The sequence below is a fragment of the Enterococcus casseliflavus NBRC 100478 genome (assembly GCF_001544095.1).
Taxonomy (GTDB): Bacteria; Bacillota; Bacilli; order Lactobacillales; family Enterococcaceae; genus Enterococcus_D; species Enterococcus_D casseliflavus.
Map to the genome: position 1 here is coordinate 23,078 of NZ_BCPT01000013.1, position 21,524 is coordinate 44,601.

20 protein-coding genes and 1 other RNA gene are annotated in these 21,524 nt (G+C 45.3%); 4 read left to right on the forward strand and 17 right to left on the reverse strand.

All coding sequences use genetic code 11. The features are described from left to right. Nucleotides 1-33 precede the first annotated feature (33 nt). The 17 genes from sapS to ECA1_RS11785 form a co-directional block, all read right to left on the reverse strand. On the reverse strand, nucleotides 34-1,071 hold the full coding sequence (gene sapS / locus ECA1_RS11705; RefSeq protein ID WP_016621950.1) for a two-component system sensor histidine kinase SapS: 1,038 nt from the start codon (nucleotides 1,069-1,071) through the stop codon (nucleotides 34-36). Continuing rightward, complete coding sequence (sapR, locus tag ECA1_RS11710) at nucleotides 1,068-1,742, reverse strand: two-component system response regulator SapR (protein ID WP_060792560.1); 675 nt, start codon at nucleotides 1,740-1,742, stop codon at nucleotides 1,068-1,070. Before sapR ends, sapS begins: the two co-directional genes overlap by 4 nt. 159 nt (nucleotides 1,743-1,901) lie before the next feature. Continuing rightward, nucleotides 1,902-2,105, reverse strand: a complete 204-nt coding sequence (locus tag ECA1_RS11715; RefSeq protein WP_005227790.1) for a hypothetical protein — start codon at nucleotides 2,103-2,105, stop codon at nucleotides 1,902-1,904. Nucleotides 2,106-2,124: 19 nt separating this feature from the next. Continuing rightward, nucleotides 2,125-3,630 (reverse strand): phosphohexomutase domain-containing protein, encoded by a 1,506-nt coding sequence (locus ECA1_RS11720; RefSeq protein ID WP_060792561.1) that lies wholly within the window; start codon nucleotides 3,628-3,630, stop codon nucleotides 2,125-2,127. A gap of 103 nt (nucleotides 3,631-3,733) precedes the next feature. Next, entirely contained in the window at nucleotides 3,734-4,228 is a 495-nt protein-coding gene (locus ECA1_RS11725; RefSeq protein ID WP_060792562.1) for a methylated-DNA--[protein]-cysteine S-methyltransferase, read from the reverse strand. A gap of 202 nt (nucleotides 4,229-4,430) precedes the next feature. Continuing rightward, nucleotides 4,431-6,353, reverse strand: a complete 1,923-nt coding sequence (locus ECA1_RS11730; protein WP_205905070.1) for an ABC transporter ATP-binding protein — start codon at nucleotides 6,351-6,353, stop codon at nucleotides 4,431-4,433. After that, nucleotides 6,292-8,031 (reverse strand): ABC transporter ATP-binding protein, encoded by a 1,740-nt coding sequence (locus ECA1_RS11735; protein ID WP_008382065.1) that lies wholly within the window; start codon nucleotides 8,029-8,031, stop codon nucleotides 6,292-6,294. The genes ECA1_RS11730 and ECA1_RS11735 overlap by 62 nt, the downstream gene beginning before the upstream one ends. Before the next feature lie 186 nt (nucleotides 8,032-8,217). Beyond that, nucleotides 8,218-9,768 carry a PASTA domain-containing protein gene (locus ECA1_RS11740; RefSeq protein WP_060792564.1) on the reverse strand — a complete coding sequence of 517 codons (1,551 nt, stop codon included), beginning with the start codon at nucleotides 9,766-9,768 and terminating at the stop codon, nucleotides 8,218-8,220. Further along, entirely contained in the window at nucleotides 9,761-10,435 is a 675-nt protein-coding gene (locus ECA1_RS11745) for an ABC transporter ATP-binding protein (protein ID WP_010749041.1), read from the reverse strand. The genes ECA1_RS11740 and ECA1_RS11745 overlap by 8 nt, the downstream gene beginning before the upstream one ends. A 12-nt stretch (nucleotides 10,436-10,447) precedes the next feature. After that, nucleotides 10,448-11,998 (reverse strand): FtsX-like permease family protein, encoded by a 1,551-nt coding sequence (locus ECA1_RS11750; RefSeq protein ID WP_081091740.1) that lies wholly within the window; start codon nucleotides 11,996-11,998, stop codon nucleotides 10,448-10,450. Between the two features lie 312 nt (nucleotides 11,999-12,310). Continuing rightward, a complete protein-coding gene (dtd, locus tag ECA1_RS11755; RefSeq protein WP_010749039.1) occupies nucleotides 12,311-12,757 on the reverse strand; it encodes a D-aminoacyl-tRNA deacylase in 447 nt (148 codons plus the stop codon). Nucleotides 12,758-12,763: 6 nt separating this feature from the next. Beyond that, nucleotides 12,764-14,974 carry a RelA/SpoT family protein gene (locus ECA1_RS11760; RefSeq protein WP_010749038.1) on the reverse strand — a complete coding sequence of 737 codons (2,211 nt, stop codon included), beginning with the start codon at nucleotides 14,972-14,974 and terminating at the stop codon, nucleotides 12,764-12,766. 187 nt (nucleotides 14,975-15,161) lie between these two features. Next, nucleotides 15,162-15,827, reverse strand: a complete 666-nt coding sequence (locus ECA1_RS11765; protein WP_005227769.1) for a beta/alpha barrel domain-containing protein — start codon at nucleotides 15,825-15,827, stop codon at nucleotides 15,162-15,164. A gap of 4 nt (nucleotides 15,828-15,831) precedes the next feature. Next, complete coding sequence (locus tag ECA1_RS11770) at nucleotides 15,832-16,587, reverse strand: 16S rRNA (uracil(1498)-N(3))-methyltransferase (RefSeq protein ID WP_060792566.1); 756 nt, start codon at nucleotides 16,585-16,587, stop codon at nucleotides 15,832-15,834. 1 nt (nucleotide 16,588) lies between these two features. Beyond that, the gene (gene prmA, locus ECA1_RS11775; protein ID WP_005227766.1) at nucleotides 16,589-17,536 is read right to left on the reverse strand and encodes a 50S ribosomal protein L11 methyltransferase; all 948 of its coding nucleotides are present in this window, start codon (nucleotides 17,534-17,536) and stop codon (nucleotides 16,589-16,591) included. Nucleotides 17,537-17,547: 11 nt separating this feature from the next. Next, nucleotides 17,548-18,036, reverse strand: a complete 489-nt coding sequence (locus ECA1_RS11780) for a DUF3013 family protein (protein ID WP_005227763.1) — start codon at nucleotides 18,034-18,036, stop codon at nucleotides 17,548-17,550. Nucleotides 18,037-18,052: 16 nt separating this feature from the next. Beyond that, nucleotides 18,053-18,673 carry a DNA-3-methyladenine glycosylase gene (locus ECA1_RS11785; RefSeq protein ID WP_010749036.1) on the reverse strand — a complete coding sequence of 207 codons (621 nt, stop codon included), beginning with the start codon at nucleotides 18,671-18,673 and terminating at the stop codon, nucleotides 18,053-18,055. 216 nt (nucleotides 18,674-18,889) lie between these two features. Here ECA1_RS11785 and ECA1_RS11790 point away from each other — a divergent pair, with 216 nt between their 5' ends. The 4 genes from ECA1_RS11790 (at nucleotide 18,890) to ECA1_RS11805 (ending at nucleotide 21,449) form a co-directional block, all read left to right on the forward strand. After that, nucleotides 18,890-20,167 carry a replication-associated recombination protein A gene (locus ECA1_RS11790; RefSeq protein ID WP_005227760.1) on the forward strand — a complete coding sequence of 426 codons (1,278 nt, stop codon included), beginning with the start codon at nucleotides 18,890-18,892 and terminating at the stop codon, nucleotides 20,165-20,167. Nucleotides 20,168-20,252: 85 nt separating this feature from the next. Beyond that, nucleotides 20,253-20,447: non-coding RNA, 6S RNA (gene ssrS / locus ECA1_RS11795), on the forward strand. Nucleotides 20,448-20,614: 167 nt separating this feature from the next. Then, nucleotides 20,615-20,905 carry a hypothetical protein gene (locus ECA1_RS11800; RefSeq protein WP_005227757.1) on the forward strand — a complete coding sequence of 97 codons (291 nt, stop codon included), beginning with the start codon at nucleotides 20,615-20,617 and terminating at the stop codon, nucleotides 20,903-20,905. Between the two features lie 64 nt (nucleotides 20,906-20,969). Next, on the forward strand, nucleotides 20,970-21,449 hold the full coding sequence (locus tag ECA1_RS11805; RefSeq protein WP_010749033.1) for a universal stress protein: 480 nt from the start codon (nucleotides 20,970-20,972) through the stop codon (nucleotides 21,447-21,449). Nucleotides 21,450-21,524: the final 75 nt, after the last annotated feature.

The window sequence follows — 21,524 nt, forward strand, 5'->3', positions numbered from 1 at the left end:
AAAAACACAAAAAGATACTCGAAAAAAAGCAGATTAGCGTTTTTCCTCATAATAACTCAACAAGGGAAAGAACAGCGTCATGGTGGTTCCTTTTCCAACTGTCGACGAAGCCGTTAGCTCGATGCCTAATTCCTTCGCTAAACTTTTCGCTAAAAAGAGCCCTAATCCCGTCGAGTGGGTGTCCGTTTGGCGCCCATTTTCGCCCGTAAAGCCTTTATCAAAGATGCGACGCATGTCTTCTTTAGGAATGCCGATCCCACTATCTTGCAAGTGAAGATAGGTTCCTTGGGCATCTTTTTCGATCCGAATTGTCAGCTGCCCATTTTGTGGTGTGTACTTAACGGCATTGCTGACCAATTGTCGAAAGATAAAGCCGAGCCATTTTTCATCGGTCAACACTTGCTGATCCTCACCTTCAACGGCATAGTGCAGGTTCTTTTGGATAAAATAATTTGCCTGACTGCGTAAAACCGGCTGGATGACGGCTTTCAATGAAATTTCTTGGACCAGATAATCTTTTGAAAAGCTGTCCAAACGGGCGACGTACAAGACTTGCTCGACGTATTCGTTCATGCGGTTCAATTCATTTTCTAGTAAGATGAATTTTTCATCTGGAATATCAAATTCGATCGAATGCAAAAGCAATCGTGATGCGGCTAAAGGTACTTTGATTTCATGGACCCACGAATCGATGTATTCCTTTTGTTCTTCTTGATTGCTGACGACTTGCTGCATCAATTCTTGGTGCTCTCGGATCAACTGATTGATGTAAGATTCGATCCGTTCTTCTTCCGCCGAGCGTGCTCCTTGCAAGTAGTTTTGCAGCAAGCTGTCTCCGGGCTTGGGGGTGATTTTTTGCCAAAAACGCCGCTTAGATAAGTAGCTGATTGCCAAAAAGAACACCATCAAGACACTTTGCATCAAAAAGAGATAGCCGACTGTACCCCAATCCATCGGGGAATGAGGAGTCAGCCAAAAAACTAAGACCGTCAACACGAAAAAGACCAGCCAGCCAATAAACAGCAGCCAACGATCTTTCAAAAAACTGCGCAAAACCCGCCACTTTGTCATGGTACGATATACCCTTGACCAACCTTGGTTTCAATGTAGCCATTCATCCCCGCTTGTTCGATTTTTCGTCGCAAACGATTGATATTGACCGTCAAGGTATTGTCATCTACAAAACGCTCGTCATCCCATAAGGCCCGCAAGATTTTTTCACGACTTAAAATCTTGCCGTGATTTTTCATCAAAATATACAGCAGGCGGTATTCGTTTTTGCTAAGATCGATGCTTTCGCCATTGATATACATGCTGCTGTTGTCGATATTGAGGGTCAAACCGTTATGCACTAACGTCTCGCTGCTGCTTTCTACATAGTTGTAGGAACGGCGCAATAAGGCATTGATTTTTGCAATCAGAACGTCGATCTCAAAAGGTTTTGTCACAAAATCGTCCGCCCCCATATTCATGGCCATGATCATATCCATATTGGTATTGCGACTGGAAATAAAAATGATTGGTACTTTGGAAGCTTCGCGGATTTTTTGACACCAATAGTAGCCATCAAAAACCGGCAAATTAATATCCAGTAAAATCAGTTGGGGCTCTTGTTCTTCAAAGTCAGTCAACACTTGATGGAAATCCGTCGTGCCAAAGGTCTCAAACTGCCATTTTTCTAGTTCTTCGATAATCAGTTGGCGAATCACCGCTTCATCTTCTACTACCATTATTTTTGCCATATCCGTGAATTCCCTCACTTTGCGTAATTTTCTCCTCTTTACTTTATCAAATATCAAAAACGAATGCGAACATTAATCGACGTTTTTAGCAAACCCTAAAAAACCTCTTCACTGTCCTGAGGAATCAGTGAAGAGGCAAACAAAAAACGGACGACTAGGTTACTCGATGATCTCAACAGTCTCAATTAGTAGTTTTCCGATAAACAATAAAATCCCATCGAAAAAAAGCACACTCATGTTGACACCTAATAGCATTGATAACCGTTCAACGACATCGATTTTTGGTCGTTTGTTCAAATAACGAAACAAGAAAAAATTCACACCATACGTCACTGCCATGATCAGCAGCATCAAGATCACCATTTTAGTTCCCTGCTTTTCTTCAAATTTTTGGTTGCTGTGCTAAAAACTGTGTCAGTTTGCTTTGATCGATGGCTTCATACTGCGATAGGAAGCGACCGATCGCTTGAACGACTGCCGGTAGATGACCCGCTTCATCATTTTCGATCTGCAGCACCAGCAGTGGTTCGTGCAGGCTCATTCGCAGCAAGAACCAGCCTTGGCCATAGGGCGCTGCCAAGTTGATGCGAATACCTTCCTCATTTTCTGGATCGATCTGCCAGCCTGGCAGCAAATGATCGGCTAAATCCGCGATCACTTGGCGACCATAGTCTTGATAGTCGGCTTGTTGGATCGCAAAGCGCAATTCTTGGGTCTCGGCGGGTTGTTGCAACGCCGCGATCAGCTCATCCAGTGTCGTGCCTTGCTGTTGCAATTGAGGCAGCATCATCAAGAGCTTGGCGATCACGTACGCCCCGTCATCTAAAAAGAAATTTTCTTTAAACGCGGCATGCCCGCTGGTTTCGATGGCTAACTGTGTGTCCAGTCCTGCTTCATTCAATTCGATCGCTTTGTTGATCACATTGCGGTAGCCAGAAATATAGCGTACTTGCTGCCCTCCCAGTGCTTCGATAAAGGTTTTTAAATGATTAGAGGTTGGCGAATTGGTGACGATACGCGTGCCAGGGTGTTCCGCTAAGATGATCTTGCTTAATACAGCGATCATATTGTTGCGGTTCAAGGGCTCACCGCTTTTGGTCACGACGGCCGAGCGGTCGACATCGGTATCGAAAATAATGCCTAAATCAGCTTGTTCCCGCAAGACGGCTTCGCGAATACTTGCCATTGCCTCTTTATTGTCTGGATTCGGGATATGATTGGGAAAATGCCCATCCGGTTCTAAAAATTGCGAGCCATTCGTATCTGCTCCCAGCGGCAGCAATACTTTTTCAGCAAAAAAGCCGCCGGCGCCATTGCCTGCATCAACAATGATCTTTAATCCAGCCAAAGGTTTTTCTTCATTGGTTCCAATCCCTTGGCGAATTTTTTGCAGTAGATCTTGGGCATAAGGCGTCAGCAAGTCTTTTTGCTGATAGCTTCCTTTTTCCGCTGCCTCATGAACGGTAGTGTGGGTCAAAATATAGTGGATATCCGTTTTTTCGGCACCGCCTTGGCGGCTGAAAATTTTTATTCCATTAAAGTAATAAGGCAAATGACTCGCTGTCAGCATCACACCAGCATCACAGTCGAAATCCGCAAACTGTGTACTCATAAACATGGCAGGTGTCGTTGCCAAGCCGCAATCGATCACTGCCACGCCTTCTTGCTGCAGCTGTGCCATCAACACTTCTTGCAGTGCTTCGCCACTCAAGCGACTGTCACGACCGACTCCCACGCGAAAAGGACCGCTGCCCTTTGTTGCCAACCAGTTGCGCAAGCCCGAAGCAACTTGCCGAACCGCTTGCTCTGTCAGTGTCACCTGCTCTTTTTCTGTTGCGATCGCAATTCCTCGAATATCAGAACCATTTTGCAAATCAACGATGTTCATTTCCTCCACCCCTTCTTGTAACCGGAATCAATTTTATTATACCAGAGAAAAAAGGAAATGAAATTGCTTTTTAGTATTTTTTACTATAAATAGTTTGCTTCCCTTACTCTTTAAACGGAATCCCTTCCAGTTGCAGTAGTCGGCGTTTGGTTGCTAACCCGCCCCGGTACCCCGTCAAGCGGCCGTTTTTTCCTAACACCCGATGACAAGGAACCACGATCATCATCGGGTTACGCCCCACTGCATTTGCGACAGCGCGGACAGCAGTCGGTCGTTGAATGCGCAGCGCCAAGTCACTATACGTAGTGGTTTGCCCATAAGGAATTTGGGTCAGTGCTTGCCAAACGGTTTGTTGAAATGGTGTCCCGACAAAATCAAACGCAAAAGTAAATGTCACTGGTTCCCCTGCAAAATAAGCTTGCAGCTGCGCTTCAATTACTGGATCAAGGTCAACTGTACTACTGATTTCAGCCAATGGAAAGAACTTGAGTAATTCATGATGATCCTGCTGCCGACCAAAATAAACTAGCCCTTTTTCCGATTGGACCACTTCATACCACTCATCATCTAAAACGATCTTTGCCAATGCTAGTTTCATATTTTCACCTCATGGAATCCATTTTTCGCAGCACAACTGCTTATGTGCTGCCGCCGTTGTGCGGCTATCTCAGTGACAGTATACCATTTTTTCGAGCTGCGCAAAAAAACCGACTGGCTTATTGCCAATCGGTCGTTGCAAACAAGGGAAAAAATAGGTAGATCGCCAGTCGCTGCAGCTTCAAGCCGTAGCCATGGCAGGATCAATCCAATTCGATTTTTCCAGTATAGAGCTGATAATAGGTGCCTTTTTCCGCCAATAGCGTTTCATGAGTCCCCCGCTCAATGATACGGCCATGATCCATCACCATGATGGCATCGGAGTTTTGGATCGTAGATAATCGATGGGCGATCACAAACACGGTCCGTCCAGACATCAAACGGTCCATCCCTGATTGGACGATCCGCTCTGTACGGGTATCGATGCTTGAGGTGGCTTCGTCTAAGATCATCACTGGCGGATCAGCGATCGCTGCCCGCGCAATTGCTAACAGCTGACGTTGCCCTTGGGAAAGCCCTTCGCCATCGCCCGTGATCACGGTGTCGTATTTTTCTGGCAAGTGGTTGATAAACATGTCGGCATTGGCTAATTTTGCCGCTGCCAGCACTTCTTCATCACTAGCATCCAGTTTTCCGAAGCGAATATTCTCGCGAATCGTTCCAGTAAACAAATGGGTGTCTTGCAACACGATCCCTAAGGAGCGGCGCAGGGATTCAAGATGGATTTTTTCAATATTGATGCCATCATAACGAATCTTCCCGTCTTGGATGTTGTAGAACCGATTGATCAAATTGGTGATCGTTGTCTTACCAGCACCTGTGGCACCGACAAAAGCAACTTTTTGCCCAGGCTTTGCATACAGATTGATATCATGTAAGACCAGTTGATTGTCGACATAGCCGAAATCAACATCTTCAAATCGCACGTCTCCCGTCACTTCCGTATAAGTAATGGTTCCATCCTCGTGGGGATGTTTCCACGCCCACGTGCCTGTTCGTTCTTTGGTTTCAACTAGCTGACCTTGCGACCATTTGGCATTGACCAGTGTGACGTAGCCATGATCGATTTCTGGCGTTTCATCTAATAGATGGAAGATCCGCTCGGCACCAGCTAACGCCATGATCACAAAGTTGATTTGTTGTGACACCTGGCTGATAGGACCATTTAATGAACGGCTCAGCTGCAAGAAAGAAGCGATCATCCCGACCGTTAGGCCAGAAACACCATTGATGGCAAACAGGCCCCCAATGATGGCGATCAAGACATATTGGACATTCAGTAAGTTCATCATGATCGGCATCAAGGTATTGGCATTGACATTGGCTTTAGTGGCACTTTCTTGTAGTTGGTCATTTAAGGCATCAAATTCTTCCATGACGATTTTTTCATGATTGAAGATCTTGACGACTTTTTGCCCGTGCATCATTTCTTCGATATACCCGTTGACAGCGCCTAAATCTCGTTGCTGTGCGCCAAAGAAGCGGCCGCTGCGGCGAGAAATGATGCGGATCACATTCAGCATCAAAATAATCGACAGCATCACGAACAAAGTCAATGGGACACTGATGGAGAACATGGCGATAAAGACAGAACAAAAGGTTACCGCCGCCATCATCAAGTTGGGAATACTTTGGGAGATCATTTGGCGCAACGTATCCGTATCGTTGGTAAAGTGACTCATGATGTCGCCATCTGAGCGGGCATCAAAGTAACCGACGGGTAGAGACTGCATATGCGTAAACATTTGGTCACGGATTTTTTTCTGCGTTCCTTCACTGATCTTGACCATCATAAAGTTATAGATCAGTGCGGCCAAGATCCCAATCAGGTAGATGATCGCCATTTGAACGATCGCCCGAAACAAGCCGCCAAAATCAGGATTGGCTTGCCCTAAAAGCGGTGTGATATGATCGTCGATCACGACTTGTAAAAACAACGAACCGCGAACGTTGGCAAAGGCACTTAATAAGATCATAACAACGACGAATAGGAGTTGTCCTTTGTAGTCGCCAAACATCGTCCGCAATAAGCGTTTCAATGTGCGCTTGGGATTTGCTGCTTGTCTATTCTTCACCTTCACCAAATCCTTTCTGCTGCGAATGGTACACTTCTTGATAGATGGCATTGTTTGCCAATAATTCTTCATGGGTACCGATGCCGTTGATTTTGCCATCATCCATTACGATGATCCGATCGGCGTCTTCGATCGAATTGATCCGTTGGGAAATAATGATCGTCGTCGTTCCCGGGATTTCTCGTTTCAAGCCTTCACGAATACTGCGGTCGGTTTTGGTATCGACGGCACTGGTAGAATCATCGAGAATCAAGATTTTCGGTTTCTTCAACAAGGCACGAGCAATCGTCAACCGTTGTTTTTGTCCACCAGAAACATTGTTTCCTCCTTGTGAGATCTGCGTTTCATATTTATCAGGAAATTCTTGAATGAAGGGATCGGCTTGTGCGATCGTTGCCACGCGCTGGATCTCTTCATCCGACGCCTCTTCATTGCCCCAACGTAAATTGTCGTTGATGGTGCCGCTGAAAAGGACATTGTTTTGCAAGACCATACTTACTTGGTCCCGCAATGCTTCTAAATCATAGTCGCGAACATCATGACCGCCGACGATGACACGCCCTTCAATCACATCATATAAGCGCGGGATCAGCTGGACGAGGGTGGATTTCCCGCTCCCGGTTCCACCAATGATCCCAATGACTTCACCGGATTCGATGCGTAGATTCGCATCGGTCAGCGCCAACTTGTTTTTGTCATTGGCGTAACTAAAGCCGACATTTTCAAAAATGATGGAGCCGTCTTTGATTTCTTTGACTGGCTCGTCGGGATTTTTCAAGTCACTTTCTTCATCTAATACTTCCACGACCCGTTCTGCCGACGTTCGTGCGATCAAAATCTGCACGAAAGCCATCGACATCATCATCAAGCTCATCAAAATCTGCATCGTGTAGTTGAACATGCTGACTAATTCACCAGTCGTCAGGCTACTTTGTTCCACGATCAACTGGGCACCAAACCATGACAAGAGCAACATACATGTATAGACTGCAAATTGCATCAATGGCATGTTAAAAGAGACGATTCGTTGCGCAAGAGTGAAATTCCGATAAACATCGGTGGACACTTCGCCAAACAGTTCTTCTTGTTGTTCTTCCCGGACATACGATTTCACGACGCGAACCCCTTGTAGATTCTCTTGCACCACATTATTCAAGCGGTCATAAATGCGGAATACTTTTAGAAATAGCGGGTGGGCAAAACGAATCACTAAGGCAAGGCCAATCGCTAAGATCGGTAAAACAACTAAGTAGATCGTCATAAGTTCTGGGCTGATGGTGCTAACCATTGCAAGTGAGAAAATCAGAACTAACGGACTGCGGACCAGAATACGAATAATCATTTGATACGCATTTTGGACGTTGGTCACGTCAGTGGTCAAGCGGGTGATCAAACTGGAGGAAGAAAAGCGGTCAATGTTTGAAAAGGAAAAATCTTGGATTCGGCGAAACAGATTGTGCCGTAGGTTGCGGGCAAAACCAGCCGAAGCGATTGCTGCCGTTCGTCCGCCAAGCGTTCCTAAAAGTAATGCGATCAAGGAACATAAAAAAAGCAAGCCGCCATCTCTTAGAATCACACCGGCGTCTCCTTTTTCGATCCCTTGGTCGATCATCATGGCCATGATCAGGGGCATAATGACATCTAAGGCAACCTCTCCTGCTACATACACAGGGGTCAGCAAGCTGTCCTTCTTATAGCTGCCAACATTCGCGAGTAATTTTTTTATCATTTGTTTCGTCCCTTCTATAGATGGCACTGCGGAGCCATTTTTTATCGTTACCATCAAGTTTACTTTATCGACCCAGCGATTTCAAGCGGCTCGCTTGTGTTTTTTTTACAATTAGTAAGTAAAAACACCCTTCCAAAGAAGGGTGCTTGCTTTTTTGATGCGGTTTGAAAAAGCACTTAGTAAGGATTATTCGGTAGCGTTTGAACCAGCGGTACTGACCGGTTCATCGGTATCATCACCGCCATCATCTGTCGGCGGAGTTTGGGTACTGCCTTGCAGATTGCCGCGGCTGATCCCGATGGTGATCCACGTTTCTAGGGGAATAAACTCGCCGTAGCGGCTCATTTCAACAACGGTTCCTTTTGGTTCAGCCGAATCGACATAGTAGATTTCGTAATAGACGTTGGCGCCTTTTGATTTGTATTCATCAAAGAATAGTTTTGGCAAGTCGCCTTCCGTTGCTTGGAAACGGATGTCTTTTAAATATGGTCGGCCTAATGAGTAGACGACTTTGACGGTTGGCAAAGTATCACTTTCGCTGTATTCTTTGCCTGCTTCTTCCGACTGGCTCAAGAAACTACCATACGCCACTTGATCGGAATAGACTGTGCTGACTTGCAGCGGGATTTTTGATTCTAGTCCTTGGGCTTCTTCGATCGTGTATTGTGAAAAATCTGGAACGGTCAAAGCTTGGCCTTTTGAGACCTTCACCACAAATTCATCTTTTTTCGCGAGTTTGCTGCCTTTGACTGGTTCTTGTGAAACCACCAGATCCAGGGCGACACTGTCAGAAAAGACGGTTTCTTCTTTGTATTTCAAGTCATTCTTTTTCGCCCATTCAGAAGCTTCACTCTTGGCTTTGCCTGTAAAATCAGGTACTTCAATATTTTTTTCAAAGACCTCTTTCCCTTTTGAATAATAGACACTCAAACGGTCTTTGCGTTTGTATTCCGCCAAATCAAGCTCTTTGTTGGCCGCCTCTTGTTTAATAAAGGCTTCTGCTGCTACGTTGTCGTCAAATTGTTCGATCAAAGAGAGGTTCTCGGCTTTATTGCTGGCGATCCATTCTTTTGCTTCGGTCACTTGCATCGCTGAAAAATCTGGCAGCTCTAAGCGTTCTTCAGGATCAGGCCCGAGACTCGCCGTCAGTGTCAATGTGGCACCCTTCTTGATCTTTTTGTCAGGGTCAACACTTTGGTCGATCACTTGGTTGACGTCTTTGTCAAAGTCATATTCTTGCTCCACTTTGATAGCAACGCCTTCTTCCACGCCCCACGTCCGCGCTTCTGACAAATCTTGGGCAGTGAAATCTGGCACCTTCACATGGGTCATTTGATAGTAGACGATCCCGATCACGGCAACCGCCAAGGCGGTCAGTAGGGCAATCAGCAAGATTTTTTTCTGCTTACGCTTTTTGTAGGTCGGATCAAATTCCGTTTCTTCTTTCCCAAACCGGCTGACTGGTTCCTTTGACGCTACCTTCTCCGTCGCAGAACTCGCCGCTTTTGCTTCAGTCGTCTGTGTTTGTTGACGGGCTGCCGAACGACTCAGTGGCTCACTAGCGGTCGACTCTTCTGATTGGTGAACCGTCGTCGGCTCTGCTGGTTTGCCCGCTTGCTCCGCGCCACTTGCGTTTTGATCTACGACAGGTTCGCTGGTTTTTTTCTCGCGATCGGGCGTGGGCTTCTTTTTGCCATCATAGTTGTCCGGGCTAAAATTTGATAAAAAATCACTCATGTTTACTCAACACACCTTTACGTAAATACAAGACTTCATCCGCTTGTTGAGCGATCTCGTTGGCGTGGGTCACGACGATCACACATTTGTTGTGGACGTGTGCCAGCTCTTTAAAGATATCGATGATCTCCTGTTCCATTTCTTCATCCAAATTCCCGGTTGGTTCGTCCGCTAAAATGATATCGACATTGGTGGCTAACGCCCGGGCGATCGCTACCCGTTGTTGTTCTCCACCAGATAATTGATTGACGAGACGATCGGCTTTTTCTTTAGTGATGCCTATATAATCCAGCAAATTGTACGCCACTTCTCGTTGATTGTCCGGCAACTGATTTTTCGTGATTGCCATCGGCACTAAGACATTTTCGACTGCACTCAAATAGGGAATCAGATTATAGCTTTGGAAAATAATACTGATGTCGTCGCGGCGGTAATTCTCATGCCCAATTTTTTCGATATCGGTGCCTTCATATAATACTTGCCCACTTTTCGGACTATCCAGTGCACTGATCAAGGACAAAAACGTCGTTTTTCCCGAACCAGATTGACCTAAGATGGCATAAAATCGGCCTTTTTCAAAAGAAACAGAAGTCTCTTTCAGTATATAGCGACGCTGATCGCCGTCTTGGTAATAGTAATCGACTGCTTTGGTTTCTAATAAAGTCATCGTTGGTTCCTCCTACATCATGATTTTCTTTGGATTCAAGCGTAAAATATACAATAGCGGTAAAATCGCTGAGAGTAAGACAGTTCCTAAACCTAACAGCAGATACGTGATGATGTAGCCGGCTGAGAAGGACACTTGATAAGCATTCTTGATATCCATGTAATCAATATTAGCTGCCATCAAACCGCCAGAATAAACACCTCCCATCTCATTTTGATTGCTCATCCAATCGTTTTGCATCAAGGTATTTGAAACGGCACCACCTAATAAGTTCCCTGTCACTAAGGACAATAGCAGTGCGGCTAAACTAACCAGCAAGACTTCAATCACGATCTGACCAATGACTTTCCCCCGACTTTCCCCCAAGGAAAGATAGATGCCTAATTCTTGTTTCCGATCTCGTAAGAAAAGCAAGACCACTAAGGAAATGATAAAGATGGTAGCGATCGATGCAATGATCACGATGTAATTTGCGATCACCCCTAAACGAGTAAAACCACCGGCGATCTGCTCGTATTGATCCGTATTGGCAATGACGCGGTAGTATTGCGGCAATAACGCACCGGCTTCTTGTTTAAAGGCTTCGACGTCATCCGTTGAATTTAGGACAAAGATCGGTTGATAATAGGCGTCTGACTCTTCTTCGATCACTTCTTGACCCCAAAGCTTTTCAGACTGCAATTTGTTAAAATCTTGCACTAAATTATTGCTAGCATAAAAGGTGTTGATTTGATCCATCACTTGCCATATCTGATCACTATTTTGAGAATTGCTTTGATCTGATGAACTGCCTTGATTGCTTTGATCCTTTTTAACGACAGAAAAGATCCCTGCAATGGTCACAGGATAATCAAAGGTTGCGACACGATTGCCACTTTCAGCCGTTTCGTCCGTCGCATCCTCACTATCGTCACTCACTCCCTCGCTTGAACCACCTTCCATCATGACTTCTGCCCGTGTATCCCATACCAATTGATCACCGACACTCAGGTTGTTCAATTCTGCGATCTCTTTACTGATCAATACCGCATTCGTCAACTCACTGACATCTTTTTCTGTTAATCCCTCGCCTTCATCCAAGCGAATCAAGCCTTCTTGCATGTCTAATGGCTCAACCAAATTTCCGCCCTTCAAAGAGAAATAGTTGCCACCCATGCCAACCGAGCCATCCTCCGGCGTATAGGCTTTCAATTTTGTTGTTTCTAACCAAGCTTGATTTTGGTAATCAAAATATTTCACATAGCTTAACTGACCGATTTGCTCATAAACATCCAGCGCTGGTGGTTTCGGATAAAAATCTTCTTGAGACCGCTCTTCGTCCGAAGCATCCGCATGATCTTTTTCGAAACCTTCCCAATCCATTTCCACCGTAGCTACGTTCCCCATCTTGCGTTTCGTCTCTCGCTCCACGTTGGCAGTGGATTGTTGAATTGCTACAGCACCAGCGATCACATTGCCTAGAATAAATAGAACTAAAAATAAAATAAATGATTTCCCTTTTCTTCTGGTGATACTTTTTAATGCACGCTGCCAAAAGTTCATTGTTTTTTCCTCCAGTGACATTATTTTTTAACAATTATTCCATACTTCTCCCTCAAGAACAATCGCAATAAAGGATCGTTTTTCGAATTTTAAATATTAAAAAACGAGTACAAACGATATTTCCATTTAAAAACCCTTATAAAAGAACAAGAAAAAGATGTTAAATAACAAATAAAAGAATGGTATTTTTGCTAACAGTTTTGTAAGATTTCCCGATTTCAACTTAAATTTTACTTGAATTCCATCAAAAATGCTTGGCGCTTTCGAGAGTATAAAAAAACGAAGGAATTCTCTCACTCTTTCCCAGCGAGAAAATCCTTCGTTTTGTATCACTTATTTTTCTTTCGTATCGATCACGATCGTCACCGGGCCATCATTGACCAAGGCGACTTGCATATCTGCACCAAATTTTCCAGTAGCAACAGTGATCCCTTCGGCTTGTAAACCTTCATTAAAAGCTTCGTAAAGCGGGATCGCAATACTTGGCGGTGCCGCTTGAATGAAGCTGGGGCGATTGCCTTTCTTGGTCTCCCCATAGAGGGTGAACTGTGAAATACTCAAGACGGCGCCATTTATACTTTCCAGTGACCGATTCATTTTACCTTCTTCGTCTTCAAAAACCCGCAGATTTTTGATTTTTCTTACGAGATAAGCCACATCGTCGCCTGTATCCTCATGGGTGATCCCCAATAAAACCATAAACCCTTGTTGGATCGCACCGACGATATTCTCCTCAATCGACACGCTTGCTTGACTAACTCGCTGGATCACTGCCCGCATTCTTTCTCATCCCTTCGTACGTCTGACGCTGTAAACATCTGGAATCTGCTTGATTTTATCAACGATCGATTTCAAATGGGTCAAATTCTGAATCGCCACCGTGATACGGATCGTTGCCATTTTGTCTTTGTTGGTTTTGGCTTCGACACTCACTAAGCGCTTCGTGACAGTGTTGACTGTCTGTAAGACATCATTGAGCAACCCAGAACGATCATAACCGTAGATCTCAAGATCGGCATCGTATTCTTTGTTGATGTCGGTGGCATCTTCCCACTCAACATCGATCAAACGGTTCGCGGCGTCTTTGTTTTGAACATTGGGACAATCGCTGCGGTGGATCGAGATCCCTCGGCCTTTGGTAATGTAGCCGACGATCGAATCTCCAGGGACTGGATTGCAGCAACGGGAGATGCGGATCAACAAGTTATCGACCCCTTCAATGACAATGCCGCCTTCGTGACGAACCTTCATTTTTTCTGGTTCTTTTTTCGCCGGTTGATTGATCATCTCTTGGACTTGCTGCTTTTGCTTCTCGATTTGTTTCTCGCGCCGTTCTTCTTCGGTCAAACGGTTGGCTAAGGTCGTGGGACTGACTTCCCCATAGCCGACGGAGGCAAATAGATCATCTTCTGTTTGGTAGTTGAACCGTTCGCAGGCTTCCGCCATTTTGCTTTTCGTCAAAAATTCTTTCGGCACAAAGCCCATATCTTGTAAGGTACGAACCACTGCCTCATGCCCTTTGATGATGTTTTCATCACGATCTTGGGCTTTAAAAAATCGTTTGATTTTGTTCTTCGCTTTGCTGGTAGCCACTAGTTTGACCCAGTCGCGGCTTGGACCAAAGGAATTTGGTGAGGTCAAGATCTCGATAATGTCCCCATTTTTTAGCTTGTAGTCCAATTGGACCATCTTGCCGTTGACCTTGGCACCAGTAGTTTTGTTACCGATGTCGGTATGGATGCTATAGGCAAAATCCAGGGGACTGGAGCCTTGAGGCAACTCCGTCACATCACCTTTTGGCGTAAAGACATAGACTTTGTCGCTGAAAATATCGCCTTTGACACCTTCCATAAATTCAGAAGCATCATAGCTTTCGTCTTGTAGTTCCAAGATTTCTCGGAACCAGCCAACTTGTTGGGTCATTTTGTCGGCTCTAACTTTTTCGGTCTTGCCTTCTTTATAGGCCCAGTGCGCAGCAACCCCAAATTCAGCGATCTCATGCATTTCATGGGTCCGAATTTGGATCTCGACAGGATTGCCTTTAGGACCAATGACCGTCGTATGCAGCGATTGGTACATGTTGGCTTTTGGCATCGCGATATAATCCTTGAACCGCCCAGGCATTGGTTTCCATTTTGTATGGATCGTTCCCAAAACCGCATAACAATCTTTGATGGAGTCAACGATCACTCGGATCGCCAACAAATCATAGATTTCATTGAACTGTTTCTTTTGGTCTTTCATTTTGCGATAGATCGAGTAAATATGCTTTGGTCGGCCATAGATTTCAGCATAGATATCTAGTTCTTCCGTAGCGATCCGAATCTCTTCCACGGTTTCGGAAACGTAGGATTCCCGTTCTTCTCGCTTTGTCTGCATCAAATGCACGATTCGGTAATATTGCTGTGGATTCAAATAACGCAAAGAAATATCTTCTAATTCCCATTTGATGCGGCTGATCCCTAAACGATGAGCCAATGGGGCATAGATTTCCATCGTTTCTTGGGCGATGCGGCGTTGTTTGTCTTCCCGCAGATGTTTCAACGTACGCATATTATGTAAACGGTCAGCCAATTTGACCATGATGACCCGTAAATCTTGCGCCATGGCGATCAACATTTTTCGATGATTTTCTGCTAATTGTTCTTCATGAGATTTGTACTTGATCTTACCCAGCTTGGTCACGCCATCCACTAGCATCGCTACATCGGCACCGAATTCTTCTTTCAGATCGGCTAACGTCACATCGGTATCTTCGACGACATCATGCAAAAAACCAGTTGCAACGGTATGAGGATCCATCTGCAATTCTGCCAAGATCCCCGCAACTTGGATTGGATGAATAATGTAAGGCTCGCCGGATTTACGGAATTGTTCTTTATGGGCTTCTGTCGCGTAATCTAATGCTTTTTGGACAAAGGCAACATGCTCTTCACTCATATAATGAGCGACCAATTTGATGACATTGGGCCCGGTCAATATAACTTCTTTTGCCATTCATTCCGCCTCCTGCTTTTCTTTTTTGTGCTATCAAAAAGGCAGACAGAAGTCGCTGTTAACGTTTCGTCACGCACCCAAAGCCTTGCGGACAAACGTTCTAAGCATGGGACTCCTGTCTAACCTGCAGTTCTTATTTAGTAGTATTATTATACAAATTTTTCAGCTATTTTTCAATCGCTGTTGTTCAAAGCACATCGGGCGACGGCTGGTCCTTAAGCAATTCTTCAAAAACATGATACGAGAGCCCGATTTTCTCAGCGCCAGCAGCCTGTAGTGATTGCAGCGCTTGTTCATCTACTGTGTCAGGATTGATCTGGATCGACAGTTGACTGCCACCATCTAAGGAAAACAAGCTCACGTCATGCAATGCTTCTGCTAGCGGTTGTTTTTGCCCTAACACGATCTTTGGCCAAGCTTCTTCTTTCAAGCGTTGTGCTACTTGGATCTTCGTCAATTCATTCATGATCTCGGTTTGCACAGCTAAGCGGATCTCTCCTCCTGTCAAGGTCAAGGAGCGGATCGTTTCAGTCAACTCCGCAAAGCCACGATCATTTTCCATGAAGGAAGAAGCTGGCAGCCAGACTTCCAAAAAATCGGCGCCTTCCATAAACGCCCGACCGATTTCAAACGCCACCTTTGCCAATGTTCCTTGGGCAAGGGGGTAATCGATCACTGCGCCGATTTGTAGGGAAGAGCCTTGTGCCAAGATTTTCGCCCGTCGAATGGCACTAGGCAAAACGACGACTTCCTTTAAGGTCGTCTTATATTGATTGATAAAATCCTTCAAGACCCAGTCGGTCAGATCGGCCGTCAACAAACGGACACTGATTGCTTCTTGGTTCTTATTCATCAACTCACATCCTCTTTAATTCCGTTAGCACACTGACAGCACTTAAAAAATAAAACGGTGCTGTTTCTGTTCGTAAAATTCGAGGGCCTAACCCGCATAATTTAGCGTTGTTTTGCTGGGCTTCTTCGATTTCGGAGGGGGTCAGACCGCCTTCTGGACCAAAGATCGCTAAAACTTTGCTGCCAACAGGCAATGCGGTGATCACTTGCAGCAGCATCGCCGCTTCTCCTTGTTTGGCTGATTCTTCATAAGCCACTAGGACCGCATCATACTGACTGAGGCTTTGCCAAAATGCTTTGGCGTTATCCAGCAGCGTGATGGCTGGTGCGATCTGCCGTTGGGACTGCTCCGCCGCTTCTTGGGCGATTTTTTGCAGCCGCTGCTGCTTTTTCTGTAATTTCTTTTGATCCCATTTCACGACCGAAGTTTGCGCTGGAAAACCGATAAAGGCTGCCGCCCCCAGTTCCGTTCCTTTTTGAACGATCAATTCCAGCTTGTCGCCTTTCGGGTAGCCGCTAGCGATCGTGACCTGCAGCGGCAATTCCTTGTCCTGCTGTTCTTTTTCGACTTCCTCTAAGTACACCGTTTCTTCATCGGCTTCTTTGATCTTGGCAATAATCGCCAAATGATCCTCAAAAACTAAACCGACTTTTGCCCCGGGAGTCATGCGCATCACTCGGATCATATGGTGGAAGGGTTCTCCCGAAACGGCAAACACCGCTTTTGCTTCATAAGGCTCCTGTAAAAAATATCGCTGCATCTTACTCTACCTCTGGTTTTTTAAAGGCGATCGCATACCAGTCTTTTTGATTGAACAACTGATCGATCTCAAAGCCTTGTGCGATCATGGCATCGATCACTAATTGTTTTTTCGTCTCAATGATCCCAGAAACGATCAAGGTCCCTTCTTGCTTCAATAGACGCCACGCATCAGGGATCATCAATAAAATGATGTCCGCTAAAATATTGGCAACGATAAGATCAGCAGGGACCGTCACTCCTTGCAAGAGATCATTGGCCTGCACGGTCACATCGTGAGCAATAGGGTTCATCGCCATATTTTCTTGGGCGGACCTCACAGCGACTTCATCTAGATCATATGCGAACACGTCTTTGGCACCTAAATATTTACTGGCGATACTCAACACGCCTGAGCCCGTCCCGACATCTAAGACGGTTTCACCGCCTCGCAAGTAGACTTCTAGGGCTTGTAATGTCAAACGTGTCGTAGGATGTGTGCCTGTCCCAAAAGCCATCCCCGGATCAAGGATGATGATCTTTTCATCTTCTTGCAGCGGTTGATAGTTTTCCCAGCTCGGCACGATCGTCAGATAGCGGGAGATACGGACTGGATGGTAATATTTTTTCCAGGCCGTCGCCCATGCTTCTTCCACGACCTCGCTCGTTGTGATGGTGTTTTTGCCGATCGCCAAACCATACTCTGGCAGACGGTCGATGGCTGCTTTGATCGTCGGCAGCACTTCTGGTAAAAAGATCGTCTCTGGGAAATAGGCACTGACTTGGGCGCCTTCTTCTAAGGTCGTATAGGTTTCTTTATCCAAAATTTCGCCATACGCATCGCTTTTAAAATTTTCGATATCTAAAACGTCCTCGATCGCTACCCCACTTGCTCCGTGTTCCATTAAAATATTGGCGACTGCTTCCACTGCTTCGCTAGCTGTCGCTACGGTTACTTCATTCCATTTCATGTTCGTTCTCCTTAGTAACTAGGGTACGGGATCATGGTTTCCCCAGCTCCCGCTTGATAGTTCGTCATTTTCTCCACAAATTCTTCTTCGTTGAATCGCAATTCAAAGATCGCTTCTTCACTGTCATCGTTCAAGAAATCAAGCAGATCGCTTTGGCCTTCTTCTAAAATTTCTTGAATGTAATCAACCAATCCGTCTAACAAGGCTTTTTGGATCCCTTTTTTCCCTGCATAAGGGATCGTCGCTAAATAATCTTCTTCATCAAACGTTGATTTTTGTGGATCATACAGCAAAATCCCATCTTCAAATTCAATGATCGCTTCTTCTGATGCCACACCTTGTGCATCGTCGATCTGCACGTGGTGAGGATTTTCAGCAAACAAGCGCAGCACCAATTCGATCGTATGATTTTTGGCATCCCAATCGATCGCCACATCATAGTCGGTGATTTTTTTCGTTAATCGCTGATCTAAGTAAGTCAATATCGTTTCTTTCGCCATCACTATTCCTTCTTTCTTAACACCATCCATGGTCTTGCTGAACAGCGGTTTTTCGTATATTTGTCAAATACGGATTGCCAGCCACCGCAAAACGAAGCGGCATCTGGGTCCATTCCCCTTTATTTGGGATACCGATCCGAGGCAATGCCAAAATTTCTTTTGGGGTACGTCGGCGCTCAGGAACCAAATGCAGTGGGCTTGTAAAAATCGATTCTCCATAAAGCTCAGCGGGGATCTGCAGTGCCTGTACCAGTTTCCCGGGGCCGTTGGCTACATCCGGTCCTGTTTTTTGTCGTTGTTGTTCCATCAAGGCGATCCCATCCACCGGTTCTAGCCCGCGAATCATGATTCCTTGCGGGATGCCTTTTGGCTGCGTAATAAAGTTGACGATTCGATGCGTATGCATCGTATATAAATAAATCGTACCTGGTTCCTGATACATCGCCCGAACCCTTGGTGTGTTTCGCATGCCCACACTATGAGCCGCCAAATCATCGGGACCTAGATACGCTTCACAATCCACGATATACCCACCTACTGTTCCTTCTGGGGTCTCATGTTCCAAATACATTCCTAATAAGGCACGTGCGATGGTCGTTGTCGGCTGTGTCGCAAAAAGTGCCATTAATTCATCCATTCTCATCACCCTCTTTATTCTACACAATTCTCGGCGAACTTACTATCTTTGACTACAGAGTTACGACGATCTCAACGATTTCTTTTCAACGAACCTGATTTTTGCTGACTGAGTGGAAAATAAGCGCCCTGTTGTTTCTGTAAAGACGCAAATCAGCTTGTTTATGAGAATATACGTTCTTATGTTATACTTACAGGAAAAGGAGAGGATCGTTTTATGCAGCAGCCACTTGCTTATCGAATGCGGCCACGGAACTTAGATGAAGTCGTCGGACAGCAGCATTTGGTTGGCCCGGGGAAAATCATTCGCCGAATGGTCGAAGCCAAAATGCTTTCTTCGATGATCCTATACGGACCGCCGGGAACCGGAAAAACCAGCATTGCCAGTGCGATCGCCGGCTCGACACGCTATGCGTTTCGCATGCTGAACGCCGCCACGGATACAAAAAAAGACCTGCAGATCGTGGCAGAGGAAGCCAAAATGAGCGGTACTGTCATTTTATTGCTTGATGAAGTCCATCGACTAGACAAGACAAAACAAGACTTTTTACTGCCCCATTTAGAAAGCGGCAAGATCATTATGATCGGTGCCACGACGGAAAATCCCTACATTACGATCAATCCAGCGATTCGCAGTCGGACACAGATTTTTGAAGTCAAACCGCTCCAAGAAGAAGATATTTTGACCGCCATTGATCAAGCCTTAGCAGATGAAACTCGCGGACTTGGATCAGAAACCATCGTATTGACCGATGATGCCCGCTTGCATCTCTCGCGAGCGACCAACGGCGATTTACGAAGTGCGCTAAACGGCTTAGAGCTCGCTGCTCGTTCCACCCCAAAAGGACCAGACGGCATTATTCATTTGACCTTAGAAATCATCGAAGAGTGCGTGCAGCGCAAAGCATTGACCCATGATAAAGATGGGGATGCGCACTATGATGTGATCTCTGCTTTTCAAAAATCGATTCGCGGCAGCGATGTGGATGGTGCGCTGCATTACTTAGGTCGTTTAGTAGAGGCAGGCGATCTGGCGATCATTTGTCGGCGCTTGATGGTCATCGGCTATGAAGACATTGGTTTAGCTAACCCAGCAGCCGCTGCTCGAACCGTCAATGCTGTGTTAGCCGCTGAACGTTTGGGCTTGCCAGAAGCTCGGATTCCGCTAGCCGATACAGTGGTCGATCTATGTCTGTCACCAAAATCCAACTCTGCCTACATGGCATTGGATGCAGCGATCGCAGATATTCGCAGCGGTAAAGCTGGCGATGTCCCGGATCATTTACGAGACAGTCATTACAAGGGTGCCCAAAGCTTGAATCGGGGTGTCGGCTATCAATACCCGCATAATTTTGATGATGCCTGGGTCGATCAGCAATACTTACCTGATAAGCTGAAAAATACTCATTATTACCAACCAAAAGCCACCGGGAAATATGAGCAAGCATTAGGTCAACGGTACCAGCAGTTGCAGCAGCGAAAGAAAAAAAACTAGGTGCTTAGAAAAAATAGTGACTTTTTGGTATCGTTTTCAAACAACTTTATTGCACCTTCGTCATTCCTATGCTACTATAAGGGTGGGAATTCTGTGATGTACGAGTTGTCCCTTTTGTGTGTTGACCGAACATTTTTATTGATATCTTGGGATCCGTCTTGTGTCAATGCTGGTAACATGCCTTTTCCTTTGGTAGTTCGAAGCTTAGACCGTGGAACCCACCTGCTAGAATTTGCGGGATCAATACTATGGGAAAAAGAACGGCATCAACGGATATTACCCATTCTTTTTAGAATGTGCCATCTGTTTTTAACAGATGGCTTTTTTGCGTTCTCTAACTGATAGCAACAGTGAAACGTCCTTGCCTGACATCAGAGTAAGGGTGGCTTTTGCTATTCTTTCTAGGGTTCGCTATACTAAACCTATCAACTTAGGACAGGATGGCGTATGTTTATGATTCTTCTATTATTTACGATCGTGGCACTCGTATTATTCGGCACCAGTTATTTGCTTTATGCCAAACAAGCGATTTTTTTCACTTTGATCCCTACCACCGAGGCGAATAAGGTCTTCTTAAAAACCTATAGTCTCATTCATTTCCTTTTAGGCGTGGTGGCATTGGTTGTAGGCTTTGTCGATAAGGAGCTGATTGCCTTGTTTTATTTGGCTTTATTGCTGCTCTCTTCCGCATCTTTCAGCATCTTGCTGGCACAAAAAATGAAAAAAAAGGAAGATTAGGTTTTCTTTTTCCAGAAAAAAGCATTACAATAAAAGTAGAAGATAACAGATGGGAGTGTTTCTTATGTTACAACAATATCAACGAATCATGGTAGCCGTCGATGGGTCTAGTGAGTCAGAATTAGCCTTCAAAAAAGCCGTGAACGTGGCACAGCGGAATGATTCTGAATTGGTTTTAGCACATGTGATCGACACTCGTGCCTTTCAAACCGTTTCTTCTTTTGACGGCATGCTTGCTGAACAAGCAACCGAAATGGCCAAACAAACCTTGAAAGACTATGAGGATTATGCCCGCAAGCATCAAGTAACTGCGGTCAAAACTGTGATCGAATACGGCTCGCCAAAACCGATCATTGCCAAACAATTGCCCGAAGATCACGACATCGATTTGATTATGATCGGTGCCACTGGTTTAAATGCCGTGGAACGAATCTTTATCGGTTCCGTTTCTGAATATGTCATTCGCCATGCCGGCTGTGATGTGTTAGTTGTACGGACAGACCTAGAAAACAAAGTCCCAGCAAAAGACCACACGAAAGCTTAATAGTGAGACGACCTGCCGCTGCTTGGCAGGTTTTTTTGTACAAAAAAAACCGTGACAAAAGCAAAAGAGGCAACG